This window comes from Marinobacter koreensis (genome assembly GCF_023156285.1).
In the GTDB taxonomy this organism is placed as follows: Bacteria; Pseudomonadota; Gammaproteobacteria; order Pseudomonadales; family Oleiphilaceae; genus Marinobacter; species Marinobacter koreensis.
Map to the genome: position 1 here is coordinate 107,550 of NZ_JAKZAJ010000002.1, position 16,701 is coordinate 124,250.

Sequence of the window (16,701 nt, forward strand, 5' to 3'; positions counted from 1 at the left end):
CAAGCCGCTTTCAGGAACGAAGCATGACCCAGAGCAGCCTGCAGACCCAGTGCCCCAAATGTCAGACCCGCTTCCGGGTCACCGATCAGCAACTCGGAGTCGCCGGGGGGAAAGTCCGCTGCGGGAACTGCATGGAAGTGTTTAACGCCATCGACCACCAGATCCGGCCAGAGACAAAACCTGCGGCCACCGCCCAGAGCAGTCCAGCCACCTCGACCACCTCCGAAGAAGACTTCGTGTTCGCAGACAATCCGGAGGAGGATGCGGAGGAAGGCCGCTACGCGGGGTCGAAACTGACCTTCTCCGAAGACGAGCTGAGCGACAGCTTCCGATCCTTCGACGAACAGTCCACGGTCGACTTCAAGGACGCGGACGAAACGTCCGAACAGGAGGAAGTCGATGAAAGCTGGGCCGAAGCCATGCTGGATGAGCCTGAGGCTCCCACGGGCCGCCGGAAAGCCCCCGCGCAGGAACCCTCGTCCCGCCCGGAGCAACCACCTCGGGAAACACCGCCTCAGGAGCGCTTCGAGCCAGAGCCGGAGCCAGAGCCCGCACCATCGAACCCGACAACCGAGGCGCCGCCCGCTTCCGCACCCCGTGAACCGGAATTCCACATCGATCGGGAACAGGATCGCGTCGGTGAACCCGTTCGCTCGGGCGTGCCATTCGGCGACCTCAGAACCGAGCCTGTGGCCGTGGATACGCGATCCGGCTCGGGCCTCCGCAAGATTCTGTGGAGCCTGGTGGTTCTGACGCTCATCGGCGTTCTCGTGGCCCAGGTGACCTGGTTCCAGTTTGATCGCCTTTCCGCCATTCCAGAACTCCGCCCCTTCTATGAAAAGGGCTGTGAGCTGGCCGGCTGTACCCTGAAGCCACTGGTCAACGTCGACGCCATCCAGAGCCGGAAGCTGGTGGTGCGCACCGATCCCGAGAACCGCGCTCAACTTCTGGTTGATGCCGTCATCATCAATCGGGCAAGCTTCGAGCAACCGTTCCCCGCCATCGCCCTGACCTTCTCCAATCTGAACGGAGATGTTGTGGCCCAGAGCGTGTTCACACCGGAAGAATACATCGCCGGAGAGGCCAAAGATCTCGAGACCATGCCGGTCAACACGCCGGTCCGGATCGCCATCCGCATCCGGGATCCGGGGCGTGATGCCGTGAACTACAACCTCAGTTTCCGCCCCTACTCTCGGTAAACGTAACGGCCAATCCCGGTTGACCGTGCACCCGGGGCCACCGAAGCGAACAAAAGTCAACCAGAAAGAACGAAAAATAATCAACTTTTTTCGCTGTCAAGCCCCTTCAATCCGGCCAACGGCAACGGTATCATTACCGCCCTCCGGAAAAGATCGGTCATTAATTAACCAGCCGACTCTGTCCGGCTCTTGCTAAACCCGCTGTGACACGGACTCAGATCATGTTGCCAACGGCAAAAATCGGGCCGTACACCCTGCCCAATCCGCTGATTGTTGCACCCATGGCCGGTGTAACGGATCGCCCCTTCCGGCTGCTCTGCCGCAGACTGGGGGCGGGACTTGCGGTATCGGAAATGGTGATCGCAGATAGCAAGCTCTGGCATACGCGCAAATCACGCACACGCCTGAACCACGATGGAGAGCCCGAACCCCGCTCGGTACAGATTGCCGGCGGTGACCCGGAAATGCTCGCCGACGCAGCGAGGCAGAATGCCGAGTTCGGCGCCCAGATCATCGACATCAACATGGGCTGTCCGGCGAAGAAGGTCTGCAACAAGGCGGCCGGCTCGGCGCTCATGAAGGACGAGACTCTGGTGCGTGACATCCTCGAAGCGGTGGTCAACGCGGTTGATGTACCGGTGACCCTGAAAATGCGCACCGGCTGGGATGCAGACAACCGCAACGCGGCAGTCATTGCCAGAATGGCCGAAGACGCCGGCATCCAGGCGCTGGCCATTCACGGTCGCACACGGGCAGACAAGTACAACGGCGATGCCGAGTACGACACCATCGCCGACGTCAAGTCGCGGGTCAGCATTCCGGTGTTCGCCAACGGCGACATTACCTCGCCGGAGAAGGCACGACAGGTTCTGATGCACACCGGCGCCGACGGACTCCTGATCGGCCGGGGAGCGCAGGGACGACCCTGGATCTTCCGGGAGATTCTGCATTATCTGGAAACCGGGGAGCATCTGCCCGAACCGGATCTGGACGAGGTGGAAGCCCTGCTGACCGAACATCTGACGGAGCTGCACCGGTTTTATGGTGAGCTGATGGGCGTGCGTATCGCCAGAAAACACGTGGGCTGGTATCTGCAGTCCCATGATCGCAGCAAACAGTTTCGCAAACGCTTTAACGCCATCGACGATGCGTTGGAGCAGAAAGACAGCATTGAACAGTACTTTGCAGGCTTACGAAATGGAGAGGTATTCGCAGCATGACCGCTGAGACTTTGGCAAATGAAAACCTGAGCACCCCGGCAAACGATGATCTTCATCAGTTGCAGACAGTGAATAGCAGTGGCAACAGCGTCACCCTGCGTGACAGTGTGGAGGTTGCCCTGAAAAACTACTTCTCGCAACTCGACGGTGCTCCGGTGACCGACGTCTACCAACTGGTTCTGTCGGAGGTCGAAGCGCCTTTGCTGGAGCAGGTGATGAAATACACCCGCAACAACCAGACCAAGGCGTCGACCATGCTGGGGCTGAATCGCGGCACCCTGCGCAAGAAGCTGAAGCAGTACGGTCTGCTATAATCTGACCCGACCCAAGGGCCTCCCGGATCACGTTCGCGAGGCCCTTGTTCGTTACAGCGAGGCCATCGTCGCCCCGCCATGTTATCCGGCTTATCTGACCAGCGAAGAAAGTGACCATGTCAAACCAGGCAAATACCCCCGTCCGCCGCGCCCTTATCAGCGTTAGTGATAAAACCGGCATTGTCGATTTTGGCCGTGACCTGACCGAGCGCGGCGTAGAACTCCTTTCCACCGGCGGCACCTTCCGTCTGCTCCGGGAAAACGGCGTTCCCGTCACCGAAGTCTCCGACTACACCGGCTTCCCTGAAATGATGGACGGGCGGGTCAAAACCCTGCACCCGAAAATTCACGGTGGCATACTCGGTCGCCGGGGAACGGACGATAACGTCATGACCGAGCACGGCATCGATCCGATCGATATGGTGGTGGTTAACCTCTACCCCTTCGAGGAAACCGTTGCCAACCCCGACTGCGACCTGGCCACCGCCATCGAGAACATCGATATTGGCGGCCCCACCATGGTTCGCGCAGCCGCAAAAAACCACAACGATGTCGCTATCGTGGTCAACGCCAGCGATTATGGTCGCGTACTGAAAGAACTCGACAATAACGATGGCCAGCTAACCCACGCCACCCGCTTCGATCTCGCCGTCAAAGCCTTCGAGCACACCGCCGGTTACGATGGCGCCATCGCCAACTACCTGGGCGGACGCACACCCGATAACGACAACGCCGATTTCCCGCGCACCTTCAACGCCCAGTTCGTGAAGGTTCAGGACATGCGTTATGGCGAGAATCCGCACCAGCGGGCCGCGTTCTATGCGGAGCGAACGCCGAAGGAAGCTTCGGTGGCAACCGCCCGCCAGCTCCAGGGCAAGGAATTGTCGTTCAACAACGTGGCCGATACCGATGCCGCCCTTGAATGCGTGAAACCCTTCGCGGATCCGGCCTGCGTGATCGTCAAGCATGCCAACCCCTGTGGTGTGGCCATCGGTGCAGACATCCGCCAGGCTTACGACCTTGCCTTTGCCACCGACCCCACCTCGGCCTTTGGCGGCATCATTGCCTTCAACCGTGAACTGGATGCCGACACCGCCAGGGCCATCATCGACCGGCAATTCGTGGAAGTGATCATCGCGCCAACCATTGCACCGGAAGCGGTTGAGATCGTCGCGGCCAAGAAAAACGTACGCCTGCTGGCGTGCGGCGAATTCGACGCAGAACGGGCCAAGGCGCTGGACTTCAAACGGGTGACCGGCGGTTTGCTGGTGCAGGACCGTGATCTCGGCATGGTGTCCATGGACGATGTGAAAGTCGTGACCAAGCGCCAGCCCACCGAAGAAGAGCTGAACGATCTGCTGTTCGCCTGGGAAGTGGCCAAGTACGTCAAGTCCAACGCCATTGTCTACGCCAAGGCTGGTCGCACCATCGGTATCGGCGCCGGACAGATGAGCCGGGTGTACAGTGCAAAGATTGCCGGCATCAAGGCCGCCGATGAGAACCTGGAGGTGAAGGGCTCGGTGATGTCTTCCGACGCTTTCTTCCCGTTCCGCGACGGCATCGACGCTGCCGCCGAAGCCGGCATTACCGCGGTGATCCAGCCGGGCGGATCCATGCGCGACCAGGAAGTCATCGACGCCGCCAACGAACACGGCATTGCCATGGTTTTCACCGGCATGCGCCATTTCCGTCACTGAGGAGCTCACTGAATGAACATTCTGGTTATCGGAAGCGGCGGACGTGAACATGCCCTGGCCTGGAAGGCTGCCCGGTCTCCGCTGGCAGAGACGGTTTTCGTAGCGCCCGGCAATGCCGGCACGGCGCGCGAACCCGGCCTCGAGAACGTCAACATCGACGTGATGGACCTGGACGCACTGGCCGATTTCGCCGCCGACAACAACGTTGGTCTGACCATCGTTGGTCCCGAGGCGCCCCTCGTCGCCGGCGTGGTCGACCGGTTTGAAGAGCGCGGTATGCGCATCTTCGGGCCCAGTGCCGGAGCCGCCCAGCTGGAAGGCTCAAAGGCCTTCACCAAGGATTTCCTGGCCCGCCAGAAGATTCCGACTGCGGCCTATGGAAATTTCACAGATATGGACGAAGCCCTGGCCTACGTCCGTGAGCAGGGTGCACCGATCGTGGTCAAGGCCGACGGCCTGGCGGCCGGCAAAGGCGTGATCGTGGCCATGACGCTGGAAGAAGCGGAATCGGCCATTCGGGACATGCTGGCGGGCAATGCGTTCGGCGACGCCGGGAGCCGTGTCGTGATCGAGGAATTCCTCGAAGGCGAGGAAGCCTCCTTTATCGTGATGGTCGACGGCGAACACGTGCTACCCATGGCCACCTCGCAGGACCACAAACGGGTCGGCGACGGCGATACCGGGCCAAACACCGGTGGCATGGGCGCCTACTCGCCGGCACCGGTCGTTACCCCGGAGGTCCACCAACGCATCATGGACGAAGTGATTTATCCGACGGTCCGGGGCATGGCGGCCGAAGGGCATCCCTACAAGGGTTTCCTTTACGCCGGCCTGATGATTGATGCCAGTGGCGCTCCGAAGGTTATCGAGTACAACTGCCGATTCGGCGATCCGGAAACACAGCCCATCATGCTCCGCATGAAATCCGATCTGGTGGAACTCTGCCAGGCAGCGGTCGACGGCAAGCTGGACCAGTGCCAGTCCGAGTGGGACGACCGTGCGTCGGTTGGCATCGTACTCGCCGCGGGCGGTTATCCGGGCAGCTACAACAAGGGCGATGCCATTTCTGGCCTGCCGGAATCCGAAGTAGACGGCGAAAAGGTGTTCCACGCGGGCACAACACTGGACGGCGATACGGTGGTCACCAGCGGCGGTCGGGTACTCTGCGCCACCGCGCTCGGCCAGACGGTTACCGAGGCACAGAAGCGGGCCTACACCCTTGCCGCGAAAATTCATTGGGACGGCGCGTTCTATCGCAAGGACATTGCCTACCGGGCAATCGCCCGGGAAGAAGGCTGATCCTGACGGAAAACAGAGCCCGGTCAATGACCGGGCTTTTTTATGCCCGTTTCCCCCTTCCCCGGGCTGTTATGACTACAACCACTCTTCAAAAAAGGGTAGCCTTGGCGGGCATTTCCATTTTGTAATGAAACGTCCGTGCCATGCCCGAAGCTCTGTGGATTTCCTTTGCGTTTGTTCTTGGCCTGCTGGTTAAAGGCGTCGGCCTGCCGCCACTGGTAGGCTATCTGACGGCTGGATTCCTGCTGAGCGGTCTCTCTGCAACTACCGGCATCACCATAGAATCCACCGACGTCCTTGGCCACATCGCCCATGTCGGCGTCCTGCTGCTGTTGTTTACTGTCGGCCTCAAGCTCAAGTTACGCTCCATCATCAGCCCGGAAGTCATTGGCGGCAGCCTGCTCCACTTTGCCATCACCTGTCTGGTCCTGACCCCGGCCCTGCATCTTCTGATGACTCTGGACTGGACAACGGCGCTGATGCTGTCGATTGCCCTGTCATTCTCCTCCACCGTCCTGGCCGCCAAGGTTCTGGAATCGAAGCGGGAGCTTCGGGCCTTTCACGGCCGGGTCGCGATCGGCATCCTGGTCATGCAGGATCTGCTTGCCCTCGCGGTGATGAGCCTCGCGGCGGGACAAACCCCGTCACAGTGGGCGCTTATCGTTTTCGGCCTGCCCCTGTTGCGCCCCATCCTGTTCCGACTCCTGGATGCCAGCGGCCACGATGAATTACTGGTCCTGCTGGGGCTCCTCCTGGCACTGGTATTGGGCGGCTATGGTTTCGAGTCGGTCGGTCTGAGTTCCGAGCTGGGCGCCCTGGTATTTGGCGCCATGCTGGCCAATCATCCCCGCTCCCAGGAACTTTCCAAGTCGCTGTGGAGCGTCAAGGAAGTCTTTCTCGTGGGCTTTTTCCTGCAGATCGGCATCGGAGGCCTTCCGGACACCCAGGCCCTGATATTCGCGGTTGCCGCCGGCCTGCTGCTTCCGTTCAAGGGGATGCTATTCTTTTTCCTGCTGCTGACCTTCCGGCTGCGGGCACGCAGCGGCTTCCTCAGCGCCCTTGCTCTGACCAACTACAGCGAGTTCGGTCTGATTGTCGCAAGCATCGCACTGCCCCAGTGGCTGGTGCCACTGGCCCTCTCGGTAGCCTTGTCATTCCTGGTTTCCGCTCCGCTGAACCGGATCGCCCATTCGCTCTACGAGCGTCTGGCGAAACGGCTGGGGCGCTTCGAGTCGGACAAACACCACCCGGACGAGCAGCCCATCTCCCTGGGCAATACCCGGGTCCTGATCATGGGAATGGGGCGTACCGGCACCGCAGCCTATGACTGGCTCAAGGAGAGCGAGCCGCGCCTGATGGGACTGGACTCGGACCCCGCGAAAGCCCGGAAGCACCAGCACGAGGGCCGAAATGTGGTGTTCGCCGACGCGGAGGACGCTTCCTTCTGGAATGGCCTGCACATGCCCTCGGTACGGTCAGTGATCCTGGCCCTCGGTGATATCGAGGGAAAACTGATCGCGGCGCGCAGCCTGCGCAAAATGGGATTCCGCGGTTACATTGTCGCTCATACGATGTTCGAGGATGAAGCGCGCCAGATCCGGGAGGCCGGCGCCAACGACGCCTACCTCACCATGAATGAGACCGGCGTCGCTCTGGCCAGTCACATACGGAACATCGGCCCGGATTCCCCGGCCACCGCACCCCGACAAGTGGACTAGACCGCACAGGTCCGGAAACCGGTGAAGACATCGTTCCGGAAAGGCAGGTAAGCCTGCCGATAAGTGCCGCGGATCAGACAGGACGATGTGGCACAACTGCCACCCCGGGTCACCTTGTGGTCGCCGAATTGCAGCGTCGACATGAACGGATACATATCGACCCGGAACCCGTCGTAGGGCAGGAACTGATTGCTGGTCCACTCCCAGACGGACCCCACCATCTGCCGACAACCGAAGGGACTGTCGCCTGCAGCGTAATCCCAGACCGGATTCTGTGCCTGACTCCGGGCATCCAGGTCGGCCCTGGTGGGATCGGGTGCCTCATTGCCCCAGGGAAAACGCCGGAATGGCTGTCCCGGGCGGTTGGCCAGCGCCGCCACTTCCCACTCAAACTCCGAGGGCAGACGCCGGCCCGCCCAATTGCACCAGGCTTCCGCTTCCCAGTAGCTCACATGGGTGACTGGCGCATCGGGGTTCAAAAGCCGCCAACGATCGAACAGACGTTCTTCCCAGCGATTGTCGTGCCAACGCCAGTACAGCGGGTGACGGGGCTGACGCATCAGTGGCTCCGCGTAACCATGCACCAGCGCCATATCCTGTTCCGTCTGCAGCCACGCTCTTCCACCAAACGACCACAGGTCCGGACGCTGATAACCACCATCCTCGACAAACGCCTGGAATTGGCGATTCGAAACCGGCGTACGAGCGATCCGGAACGCCTCCAGATCCAGTTCGAACCCGGGCTTTTCGTTGTCGAACGCAAAACCGGATGTCGCAAAGTCCCCGGAATCACCGGGCATGCCGATGAGCCAGCGACCGGCCGGTATGTCAACATCACCGGCCAGCGATTCCGACGGCGCCGGGCGATCTGCTTTGAAGTCTTCCGGTGCCGGATATCCCGCTGTCTGACGACACCAGATCAGGGATTCGATGTGCATGTTCTGATGGTAAATCGCGTAGCGGTAGAGATAGAGTTCCCGGTCAGACAGGGACTGATTACGAATGCGGTCCGCCACCCGGTCATAGATGGTATTGAAGTAGGCCAGGGTTTGCTCCCGCCCCGGAAACAGATCTTTTCGCCAGCGATCCCGGTGGGCAACGTGAAACGAATCCCATAAATCATCCATTGAGGGATCGTAACTGGGGGCGCCATCCAACAGGCTGAACACAAAGACCTCGTAAAAAAAGGCGGCGTGCCCCATCTCCCAGAGCGGAGGATTCACCCCTGGATGGTAGGGAACGTCCAGTTGCCGATCGGAAAGTGACGTGACCAGGTTGATCGTGCGATGCCGGGCATTTTCCAGATCCGCCAGCAGGCGCTCCCGAGACCACTCAACAGGTTTCATCAGCCTTTTTCTCCTCTACCGATCACACAGTCTGGCCGGTCAAATGTCGACGCGGTTTACAGTTACCGTTACCGGTTGCATTGCGTCTTTTCCTAACTGCCCATACGCCCGCAGTAATACTCAATGTGGCACACAAACTGAATATACGTATCTCTCAAGAAACGGCCCAGGCAGTAACACCGTATTCAACATCGCCGCACTGTTCCACTCAGGCAACTCTTCAGGAGTCTCGCCATGAACCAAAAGCGGCTGCTTGTCTGGTTGTCGGCAGATCCCGAGAACATTGATCAATTCGCGTCCCTGAAAACGCACTGGGACATTCTTCCATTCGACTATCGCCAGCCCATTCCGGTGCAAGCGGATGTGCCCGAGGCCGCGCTGGTCGGGCTTGTGCAACCGGACCACCTGGACGAGTCCACACTGCCTCGGCTGGAAGCCTGGCTGGAAGCACTGGGGCTCAGCGCCTGGATTGCCCTGTTACCCAGCATGCCACCGTCTCAAAGCCCCGCCAGCCAGCTGGTGCGACGATACTGCGCGGACTTTCATACCGAGCCCCTGGACTACCGTCGGCTTGCCAATGTCCTGGGGCACCTGCACGGCATGGCCCGACTTCGCTCTGCAGCCGTTATATCCGGAATACCTGATTACCGGACCGTCGTGCTGAACGGGCAGTCCGACCGGATCCGTTCCGTGCGCCTGTTGCTCCGCCGGTTTGCTGAAAGCGATGCGCCGGTACTGATCACCGGAGAACCGGGCACAGGCAAGGACGCCGCCGCCCGTTTCCTGCATGACCACTCTCAGCGAGCCTCCGGGCCATTCGTCGTCGTGAACTGCGCCGCGTTACCGGCCAGTCTGACCCAGAGTGAACTGTTTGGCCATGAAAAGGGCGCGTTCACCCATGCCCTCAGCCAACATCGGGGAAAACTCGAACTCGCCCATCAGGGTACCCTTGTATTCTCGGGCATTGACGAACTGACCCTGGCGCAACAGTCCTCACTGCTCCGGTTTCTGCAGGAGGGGCAGATCGAAAGGGTTGGTGGTTCAAGGCCCATTCAGGTGGACACCCGGATCGTGTCGACCTGCTGTACCCCGCTACCCCGACTGATTGAGGAAACGCGCTTTCGCAGCGACGTCTTCTACCGCATTGGCAGCCTGGAAATCCGGATGCCCCCACTGAGACAGCGGGCCGATGACATCCCGGCGCTCACGGACGAACTCCTCACGGCGATCAATGCGGGAGCCCACCCACTGGGCGTCAGCAAAGCTGCCCGACAGGCCCTGATGACCCATTCCTGGCCGGGCAATGTCCGGGAGCTTCAGAACCGATTGCGTCAGGCGCAACTGCTTCACGAACAGGCGGCCATTCAGCCTCAGGACCTTGGACTCTCATCCATCGGGCCCGGAACCAGTCCGACCGTTTCGACACTGACTGCCTTCCGTGACCGGGCGGACCGGGAAGCCCTCGCCTACAGTCTGGCACTGACCCACCACAACGTCTCCGCCGCAGCCAGGCTCCTCGGCATTTCCCGGGTGTCTTTCTACCGACTGATGGACAAACACAACGGGCCCGCTCTGCGACACTCCCACCCGCGACAGAAAGGAAGTCCGCCATGAACAGGAAAACACTTTGGCTTATCCCGGTGATCTCACTCACCCACTCCATGCTCGCTCATGGTGCCAGGGCCGACAGGGACTCGACACCCGTACCCACTGGCACGGACCTAGAGACAGTCCGGGAGGAAGGCCATGACCCGGCCATCGACGTAGCCTCAATCACCGTGGACCGGGGCATTGTCACAAGGCCCGGGCGGTTCACGATTGAACCCGCCCTTTCCTATGCCCACAGCAATTCCCTCCAGGTGGCCGTGGAGGGTTATACCGTCATTCCCGCCCTGCTCGTCGGTCTGATCAATATTTCGGAGATACAGAGAGACGTCTTTGTTGCGGCCACAACGCTCAAATATGGCTTTACCAGTCGATTTGAAGCGGGGCTCCGAGTCCCGTACATCCGCATCAGTGAAGACCTCAGGGAACGCGAGGCCTTCCAGGGGACCCCCGTGGACACCCTGAGGGAATCGTCCGGCGAGGGGCTCGGGGATGTCGAACTGTCCCTGCGCTACCAGCTCAATGATGGGCTCGAGGGCTGGCCGTATGTCATTGGCGTTCTCAGGGTGAAAGCTCCGACCGGCGACGGCCCCTACGATGTGGATCGACAGACCGTATTCGACAGCAATGGAAACCCTATTGGTGTCGAGCTTGCAGAGCGGCCGACCGGATCGGGCTACTGGGCCTACGAACCGGGCTTCACGTTTATCTACCCATCGGACCCCGCCGTGCTATTTGGCAACCTGAGTTACGTGTGGACCCAGGAAGAAGACGAGGGGCCGGAGAATGGCGGCACCATCGATCCCGGGGACGTGATCCGGTTCGGTTTTGGAATGGGCTTCGCCTTCAACGAGCGCACGTCGTTCAGCCTGAGCTACGATCACTCCATCATCCGGAAAACAACCTACGAACAGAACAACGACCTGTTCGACGCCACCTTTGACCGGATCCAGGTCGGTACACTGTCCTTCGGTCTTTCCCAGAGACTGTCGTCCGACACCAGTCTTTCCCTGTCGGTCGGCATCGGGGTGACCGAGAGTGCACCTAGCACCGAGATCACGCTGAAACTGCCCATCAGCCTTTGAGGCTGATGGGCAGACTTATGGAAGGATGGGAAGGGAATTACGGATGCCCTGCGGTAATCGGTAGGCCGCCCCGAGATTGTTCAGCTCGATGTTGAGTTTCTGGATATTCTGGATAACCGAGCCATCGAACCGGTTCTGGATGACCGTCATCCAGTTTCCCGCGTTCATCTGACTGGATATCAGTGTGCCCACGGCGGAAGCTGGCGGATTGCCCGCGGGCATCGGCCCCGGCACATCAACCGTCGGAGTAGGCGCCAGCGGCGAACGGGGCTCAGTCGGAGGCGTTACGATCACCACCGTCCCCTGAGGCTGGGCATCGGCCAGGACCTGCTCCACCCGCGCTGCAATCCTGCCACCATCAACGACCTGGTTGAGATTCGGAATCGTGAGTCGGTTGAGCACAAGGGTTTGACCATCCACCGCCACCAGCTGCTCAAGGCCGATGGCAATCTGAAGGTTGTCCAGCCCCACAAATCCGCCTCTCAACTGGGCAAGTTCGGCATCGTCAAGAGGCTGCCCAAAAGCGTCCGGCATTGCGGCGTGGGACATTGAAACGTTTGCCAGAGCAAGACTCGCCGCAACGACTATCCCTGAATAGATACTGTGTTTCATGGTTTTCACCATTCCCTGGAAGAGGGCCAATAGGGCATGGAGTGGCCAATACCCTGCCCCTCCTCCGCCGCGGAAAAAGGAGCCTTGGCCAGTGGGGGCCAATCGCCGGACTGGTAGAAACTTGATCGCCCTTGGGCAAGGTGGCTGCGGATCACGAAGGCGGCGCCATCCCATTGCCGTTCAAAGGTGACACGGGCATATTCCTTGATGCCCCGCGCCGGATCGCCCACCAGAACCGAATCGTCACTGATGCCTTTGATCACGACAAAATGCCGGTAGCCCTCCAGCGTAACCAGCGCGATGGCCGGTAACCGGATCTGTTCACGAAGTCCCTTGAGAGGCATCCGGAAGCCGTCCGCCACATAGCCCCGATGCTCGAGAAACCGTTTCATATCCAGCATGGAGAAGCCTTCCCGGCGAACCTTGTCCACGTCCGCCAGCTCAAGCATTCCGTTAAAGACGTCCTGCTCGGAGACCGGATCCTGATAGTGGTAGGTCAGCAGAGAGGCCACCGCGGCAGAGCCGCAACTGAAGTCATACTGCTGGCGCATGATGGTACTGAATCGCTGCGCCTGGTAGCTGGTCACGCTGACTTCAATGCTTCCGGACATTCCGGGTACCCAGACGGTTCCCCCATAGGCAGTGGACCAGAGCATCGCCAGCGCTCCGGTCACCACCGTTGCTACACGCGATACCATGATCCACCCCCATTCACTGGTTGATAAGGACGTTGATCTGGGTACTGTCCTGAATCACCACCTGGTTACCCGTGTTCTGGATAACCGTGGCAATGCCGTTCATGTTCTCGAACGCATGATCGGTAATGCGGTTGTCGCCGGTAGTAACATTCCCGCTGAGGACGTTATTGCCTACGACCGCATTCTGCTCGGCGTCGTTGAGCTGCCACTGCACCGGCAGCCCCTGCTTGCCACTGGAATGCTCCAGCTGATCGGAACTCATCGGCGTCAGCTCAAGCAGTTCTTCTGCCGTAACTGACTGTGCCCCCCAGACGAAAACCAGCATCAGCGCATACAGCCACCCGATGTACTTGACCATGACACACCTCCCGGCAGGGCAGGGCCGCATCCGGAACCGGATGCGGCCGGTCGCCATCAGTTGCCGGTTGTCAGGTTAGACATCACGCTGACATTGGCCTGGGTCACACTGCCCACCCCGGCGTTCTGGGCAAACGCACCGACACCGGTGAAGTTGGCCGAGCCTCCGGAAATCTCGTTTGAGGCGTGGGCTTCGGTGTAGGAACGCTTGTCGTTGGCATTACCGTAGGTCACGTTGACCCCGCTGACACTGCCATTGAGTTCAGAGTCGTTCATGAACACTTCCATCGACATGTTCAACTGAGAGCTGCTGTTGTCCGAGTTATCGTTATTACTGTCGGCAGTATTGTAGGAATCGCTCACACTGTTATCAGAGTTGTCGTTCCCACTGTCGTTGGTGGAACTATCGGAATTGTCATTTCCACTATTGTTGGTGGAATTGTCCGAGTTATCGTTTTGACTGCTCGCCAAATCGGTAGAATTATCGGAGTTATCATTTCCACTATTCCTGGTGGAATTATCCGAACTATCGTTTTGGCTGCTCGCCAAATCGGTGGAGTTATCGGAGTTATCGTTTCCACTATTCCTGGTGGAGTTATCCGAATTATCGTTTTGGCTGCTCGCCAAATCGGTAGAATTATCGGAGTTATCATTTCCACTGTCGTTCGTGGAGTTATCCGAATTATCGTTTCCACTGCTATTGGTGGAGTTATTGGAGCTATCGTTTTGGCTGTCTGCCAGATCGGTGGAGTTATCCGAGTTATCGTTTCCACTGTGGTTAGTGGAGCCATCAGAGTTGTCGTTCTGGCTATCAGTCAGAGAGGTGGAATTATCCGGATTATTTGAGTTATCCGAGTAATCATTCCCGCTTTCGTTTGTGGAATTATTCGGGTAATTCGAATTGTCATTACCTGAATTGGTATTCCCGGATTCACTGTTGGTGGTGGTCGTGGCCGTGGATGTGTCGTTAGCGTTCGTATTGGGACTACCACCTCCACCCTGATCCGCAAAGGCGTATCCAGAAACACCCAGGCTCAAAGCAATGGCAGCAGCTAGCAGATTTTTTTTAGTGTTCATGATGTCATTCCCTTTACACGTGTTGGCTTTTGTAGGGATCCGACCCAACCCTGGAACGGGTAAGCCAAGGTCCTGTCCCGAAGGAACAGACTGCGATTCCTGTGCCAATCAGACCAGAACTCCATTATCTCACTGTTTTAATGAGATTTTTCCGGATACCGAACCTGCTAACCGAAATGCGTATACGCCTGAACTGTTCCGCTCATGAAACAGTGAGAAAGCAGATCGGTTCACTTATGCAGGTATTCCCGCCAAGTATCAGAGAGATGCGTCAGTTAACGAGGTGTCAAAAAAGAAAACGACCCGGAATGACACAGTTTTTTACCCGACATACCCAACTTTGGGGATTCACCGATATCAGCATCCTGCCACTCTTGACCTCCGATCGTCCGTTAGGCGCATTTGGAGACTTTACTCATGAGTATGTTCAAACAGTTACCAGTGGCTTTTGCTGTTTCATCAGTTATTGCCTTCACCGGTTGTGGAGGAGGATCCTCAAGTTCTGACGCAGATTCGGAGACAACGTCGAGTCAGACGATAAGTGGCACCGCATCGGCTCCTGCCGGCACCGTGGCCCAGCTGCAACCGATCAACCCGCTCGAAATCGCAACGAGCTTTCTGATCAGCCCCGCTCAAGCTGAAATCAAAGGCCTTCTGCCAATCAGGGGCGCAGATGTAGAGCTCATCCGTGTCGATGACGACGGTAACCAGATAGGCGAGGTACTGGCGACCACTACCACCTCAATTTCGGGCGACTATGAACTGACACTGCCGACCGGCGTCAGCCTCGCCGGCAATCTGATCGTACGGATCACCGGTCAGAATGATCGCCTCATGCGAGCACAGGTGGTCGAGCAGGATGTGGACATTTCTCCGGTGTCCGAATTTGTCCTTCAGAGCTTTATCAACAACGGCACGGACCTGGATACTCTGGATCCAGGAAAAGTGGTAAAACTCTCCGGCAAGGTCGAGGAGTTCGACCTGACGGCCGGAGCCAACCTGGACGAAATGTTCGAGAAACTGAACGAAGTGGCCGGCGATTATGTCGCGACTCAGGTGGCCCTGATCGAAACCGACACTGGCGACGCCACCGCCATTTCCGGCAACTACAGGTCTTCGGCTTTCTCGTTCAACCTGCACGACTCGGATAATTCTGGTTACGGCACTTACGCGCTGGACTACTACAGCGAATTCTTCAACTTTGACGGCACGGCTGACGGCAGTGTGGGTATAACCTTCTCCGGAGGCGAAAGCGCCTATGCAGGACTGACCGGCCCGGGACTGGCCAACGCCGCCGTCTACTACGAAACCGACATCTATCAAGACGAGGAAGACACCTTCAGCGCTGCCTTCAACGCAGCGAATGTTCTGGTCGTCGAAGGTGAATTCGAGGAAGAGTTCGAAGCCGGAGACGACGAAGGCTTCCGTTATCCAGCGGCCATCTACCCGCTGCAGAAGGTCAAAGGCGAAAACCTGTTCTTCGTTCAGGCTCAGGACGGCGCGGTACGTTATGCGCTGGTGGACACGGACGGCGACGGTGAAACCGACGCTCTGGACCCGTCGCAGAAACGAGGCGATGAAGCTTTCCGTTCGATCGAAGTGTTCGCCGAAGTCCCCGCCAACGCGTCCACCAGCGACATCTCGGGCTCCTATGGGCGGGTTTACCTGGCGTCTTACGTCAACGATGGCGGCCCGATCGAGGTAACCACCGAGGCAACGACACTGAATTTTGACGGGCAAGGTACGGTGGCCTTTACGGCAACCACCAGTGATCGCGTCAGCACCACGGGCTATACCAACCTGGATGAGCCTTCGAGCACATCCGGCAGCCTCCCGTATTCGGTCGACAGCGACGGCACTGTCACCGTTGACGGCTCCAAGGGCTTTGTAAACAGCGGCTTCAATTTCATTGCCTTCGGCGGCGCCTTCCAGGAAAACCTCAACAGCGCCGAGTTTGATACCACCTATATTGTAAAACTGCCCGACTCCGCGCCGGCGATGACCGACAAGACCTATCGTCTGATGTTCCTGGGCGTAACCCCGTCCGCTAGCGAACTGGCCATCAGCACCACCCGCTTCGCTTCCACCCTGACCATGACCAGCGAAACCCAAGCAACGATCAATGCGACGACCGACGAGGTAGTTCTGCCGGGATTTGGCTCCAACCTGACGTTCAACAAGGGCGAAGCCAGCATGGATCAGGCGAGTGTCAATATTGCCGCCAACGGCTACACTACGATGACTGTTGCTGGTGCTGGTGAAACCACCACGCTTGAAGGGTTTTTCAACGAGGATGGCAGCCTTGGCGTATTCCGCACGACCTACGCCGAACAAGGGGGAGACCCATCTGAACTGGGCATTGCCTTACTGATTGAACTGCCCTGAGTCGAATGCTTCTGATAAGACAGAAAGCCCGCATTGGCGGGCTTTCTGTAATTTCGGAAAACGGATAGATATCCGCCAGGAACACTACA

The 16,701-nt window shown here is 58.8% G+C and carries 14 protein-coding genes; 9 read left to right on the plus strand and 5 right to left on the minus strand.

Annotation, left to right across the window (positions count from 1 at the left end):
• Positions 1 to 23 precede the first annotated feature (23 nt).
• The 6 genes from MLD04_RS05610 (at position 24) to MLD04_RS05635 (ending at position 7,447) form a co-directional block, all read left to right on the plus strand.
• Positions 24 to 1,199 (plus strand): DUF3426 domain-containing protein, encoded by a 1,176-nt coding sequence (locus MLD04_RS05610; RefSeq protein WP_248155614.1) that lies wholly within the window; start codon positions 24 to 26, stop codon positions 1,197 to 1,199.
• Positions 1,200 to 1,420: 221 nt separating this feature from the next.
• Positions 1,421 to 2,419 carry a tRNA dihydrouridine synthase DusB gene (gene dusB / locus MLD04_RS05615; protein ID WP_379883174.1) on the plus strand — a complete coding sequence of 333 codons (999 nt, stop codon included), beginning with the start codon at positions 1,421 to 1,423 and terminating at the stop codon, positions 2,417 to 2,419.
• Entirely contained in the window at positions 2,416 to 2,733 is a 318-nt protein-coding gene (fis, locus tag MLD04_RS05620) for a DNA-binding transcriptional regulator Fis (protein ID WP_248155616.1), read from the plus strand. Before dusB ends, fis begins: the two co-directional genes overlap by 4 nt.
• A 116-nt stretch (positions 2,734 to 2,849) precedes the next feature.
• Positions 2,850 to 4,430 (plus strand): bifunctional phosphoribosylaminoimidazolecarboxamide formyltransferase/IMP cyclohydrolase, encoded by a 1,581-nt coding sequence (purH, locus tag MLD04_RS05625; RefSeq protein ID WP_248155618.1) that lies wholly within the window; start codon positions 2,850 to 2,852, stop codon positions 4,428 to 4,430.
• Positions 4,431 to 4,442: 12 nt separating this feature from the next.
• Positions 4,443 to 5,729, plus strand: coding sequence for a phosphoribosylamine--glycine ligase (purD, locus tag MLD04_RS05630; RefSeq protein WP_248155620.1), 1,287 nt, complete (start codon positions 4,443 to 4,445; stop codon positions 5,727 to 5,729).
• A 143-nt stretch (positions 5,730 to 5,872) separates the two neighbouring features.
• Positions 5,873 to 7,447 carry a cation:proton antiporter family protein gene (locus MLD04_RS05635; RefSeq protein WP_248155622.1) on the plus strand — a complete coding sequence of 525 codons (1,575 nt, stop codon included), beginning with the start codon at positions 5,873 to 5,875 and terminating at the stop codon, positions 7,445 to 7,447.
• Here MLD04_RS05635 and senA read toward each other — a convergent pair.
• Positions 7,444 to 8,793: a selenoneine synthase SenA gene (senA, locus tag MLD04_RS05640; protein ID WP_248155624.1), complete on the minus strand. Its 1,350-nt coding sequence runs from the start codon at positions 8,791 to 8,793 to the stop codon at positions 7,444 to 7,446. The two genes, MLD04_RS05635 and senA, sit on opposite strands and share 4 nt — an antisense overlap.
• A 234-nt stretch (positions 8,794 to 9,027) precedes the next feature.
• Between senA and MLD04_RS05645 the strand changes: the two genes are divergently transcribed.
• Together MLD04_RS05645 and MLD04_RS05650 are read left to right on the plus strand one after the other, a co-directional pair.
• Entirely contained in the window at positions 9,028 to 10,407 is a 1,380-nt protein-coding gene (locus tag MLD04_RS05645; RefSeq protein ID WP_248155626.1) for a sigma 54-interacting transcriptional regulator, read from the plus strand.
• Positions 10,404 to 11,483, plus strand: a complete 1,080-nt coding sequence (locus tag MLD04_RS05650; RefSeq protein WP_248155629.1) for a transporter — start codon at positions 10,404 to 10,406, stop codon at positions 11,481 to 11,483. Before MLD04_RS05645 ends, MLD04_RS05650 begins: the two co-directional genes overlap by 4 nt.
• Before the next feature lie 15 nt (positions 11,484 to 11,498).
• On the opposite strand, the gene MLD04_RS05655 is transcribed toward MLD04_RS05650, so the two are convergent.
• The 4 genes from MLD04_RS05655 to MLD04_RS05670 are packed head-to-tail and all read right to left on the minus strand — an operon-like array spanning position 11,499 to position 14,227.
• Positions 11,499 to 12,095, minus strand: a complete 597-nt coding sequence (locus MLD04_RS05655) for a hypothetical protein (protein WP_248155631.1) — start codon at positions 12,093 to 12,095, stop codon at positions 11,499 to 11,501.
• A gap of 5 nt (positions 12,096 to 12,100) precedes the next feature.
• A complete protein-coding gene (locus MLD04_RS05660; protein WP_248155633.1) occupies positions 12,101 to 12,793 on the minus strand; it encodes a C39 family peptidase in 693 nt (230 codons plus the stop codon).
• A gap of 13 nt (positions 12,794 to 12,806) precedes the next feature.
• A complete protein-coding gene (locus MLD04_RS05665; RefSeq protein ID WP_248155635.1) occupies positions 12,807 to 13,151 on the minus strand; it encodes a hypothetical protein in 345 nt (114 codons plus the stop codon).
• A 56-nt stretch (positions 13,152 to 13,207) separates the two neighbouring features.
• The gene (locus tag MLD04_RS05670; RefSeq protein WP_248155638.1) at positions 13,208 to 14,227 is read right to left on the minus strand and encodes a hypothetical protein; all 1,020 of its coding nucleotides are present in this window, start codon (positions 14,225 to 14,227) and stop codon (positions 13,208 to 13,210) included.
• A gap of 570 nt (positions 14,228 to 14,797) precedes the next feature.
• Here MLD04_RS05670 and MLD04_RS05675 point away from each other — a divergent pair.
• Complete coding sequence (locus tag MLD04_RS05675) at positions 14,798 to 16,612, plus strand: hypothetical protein (protein WP_248155640.1); 1,815 nt, start codon at positions 14,798 to 14,800, stop codon at positions 16,610 to 16,612.
• Positions 16,613 to 16,701: the final 89 nt, after the last annotated feature.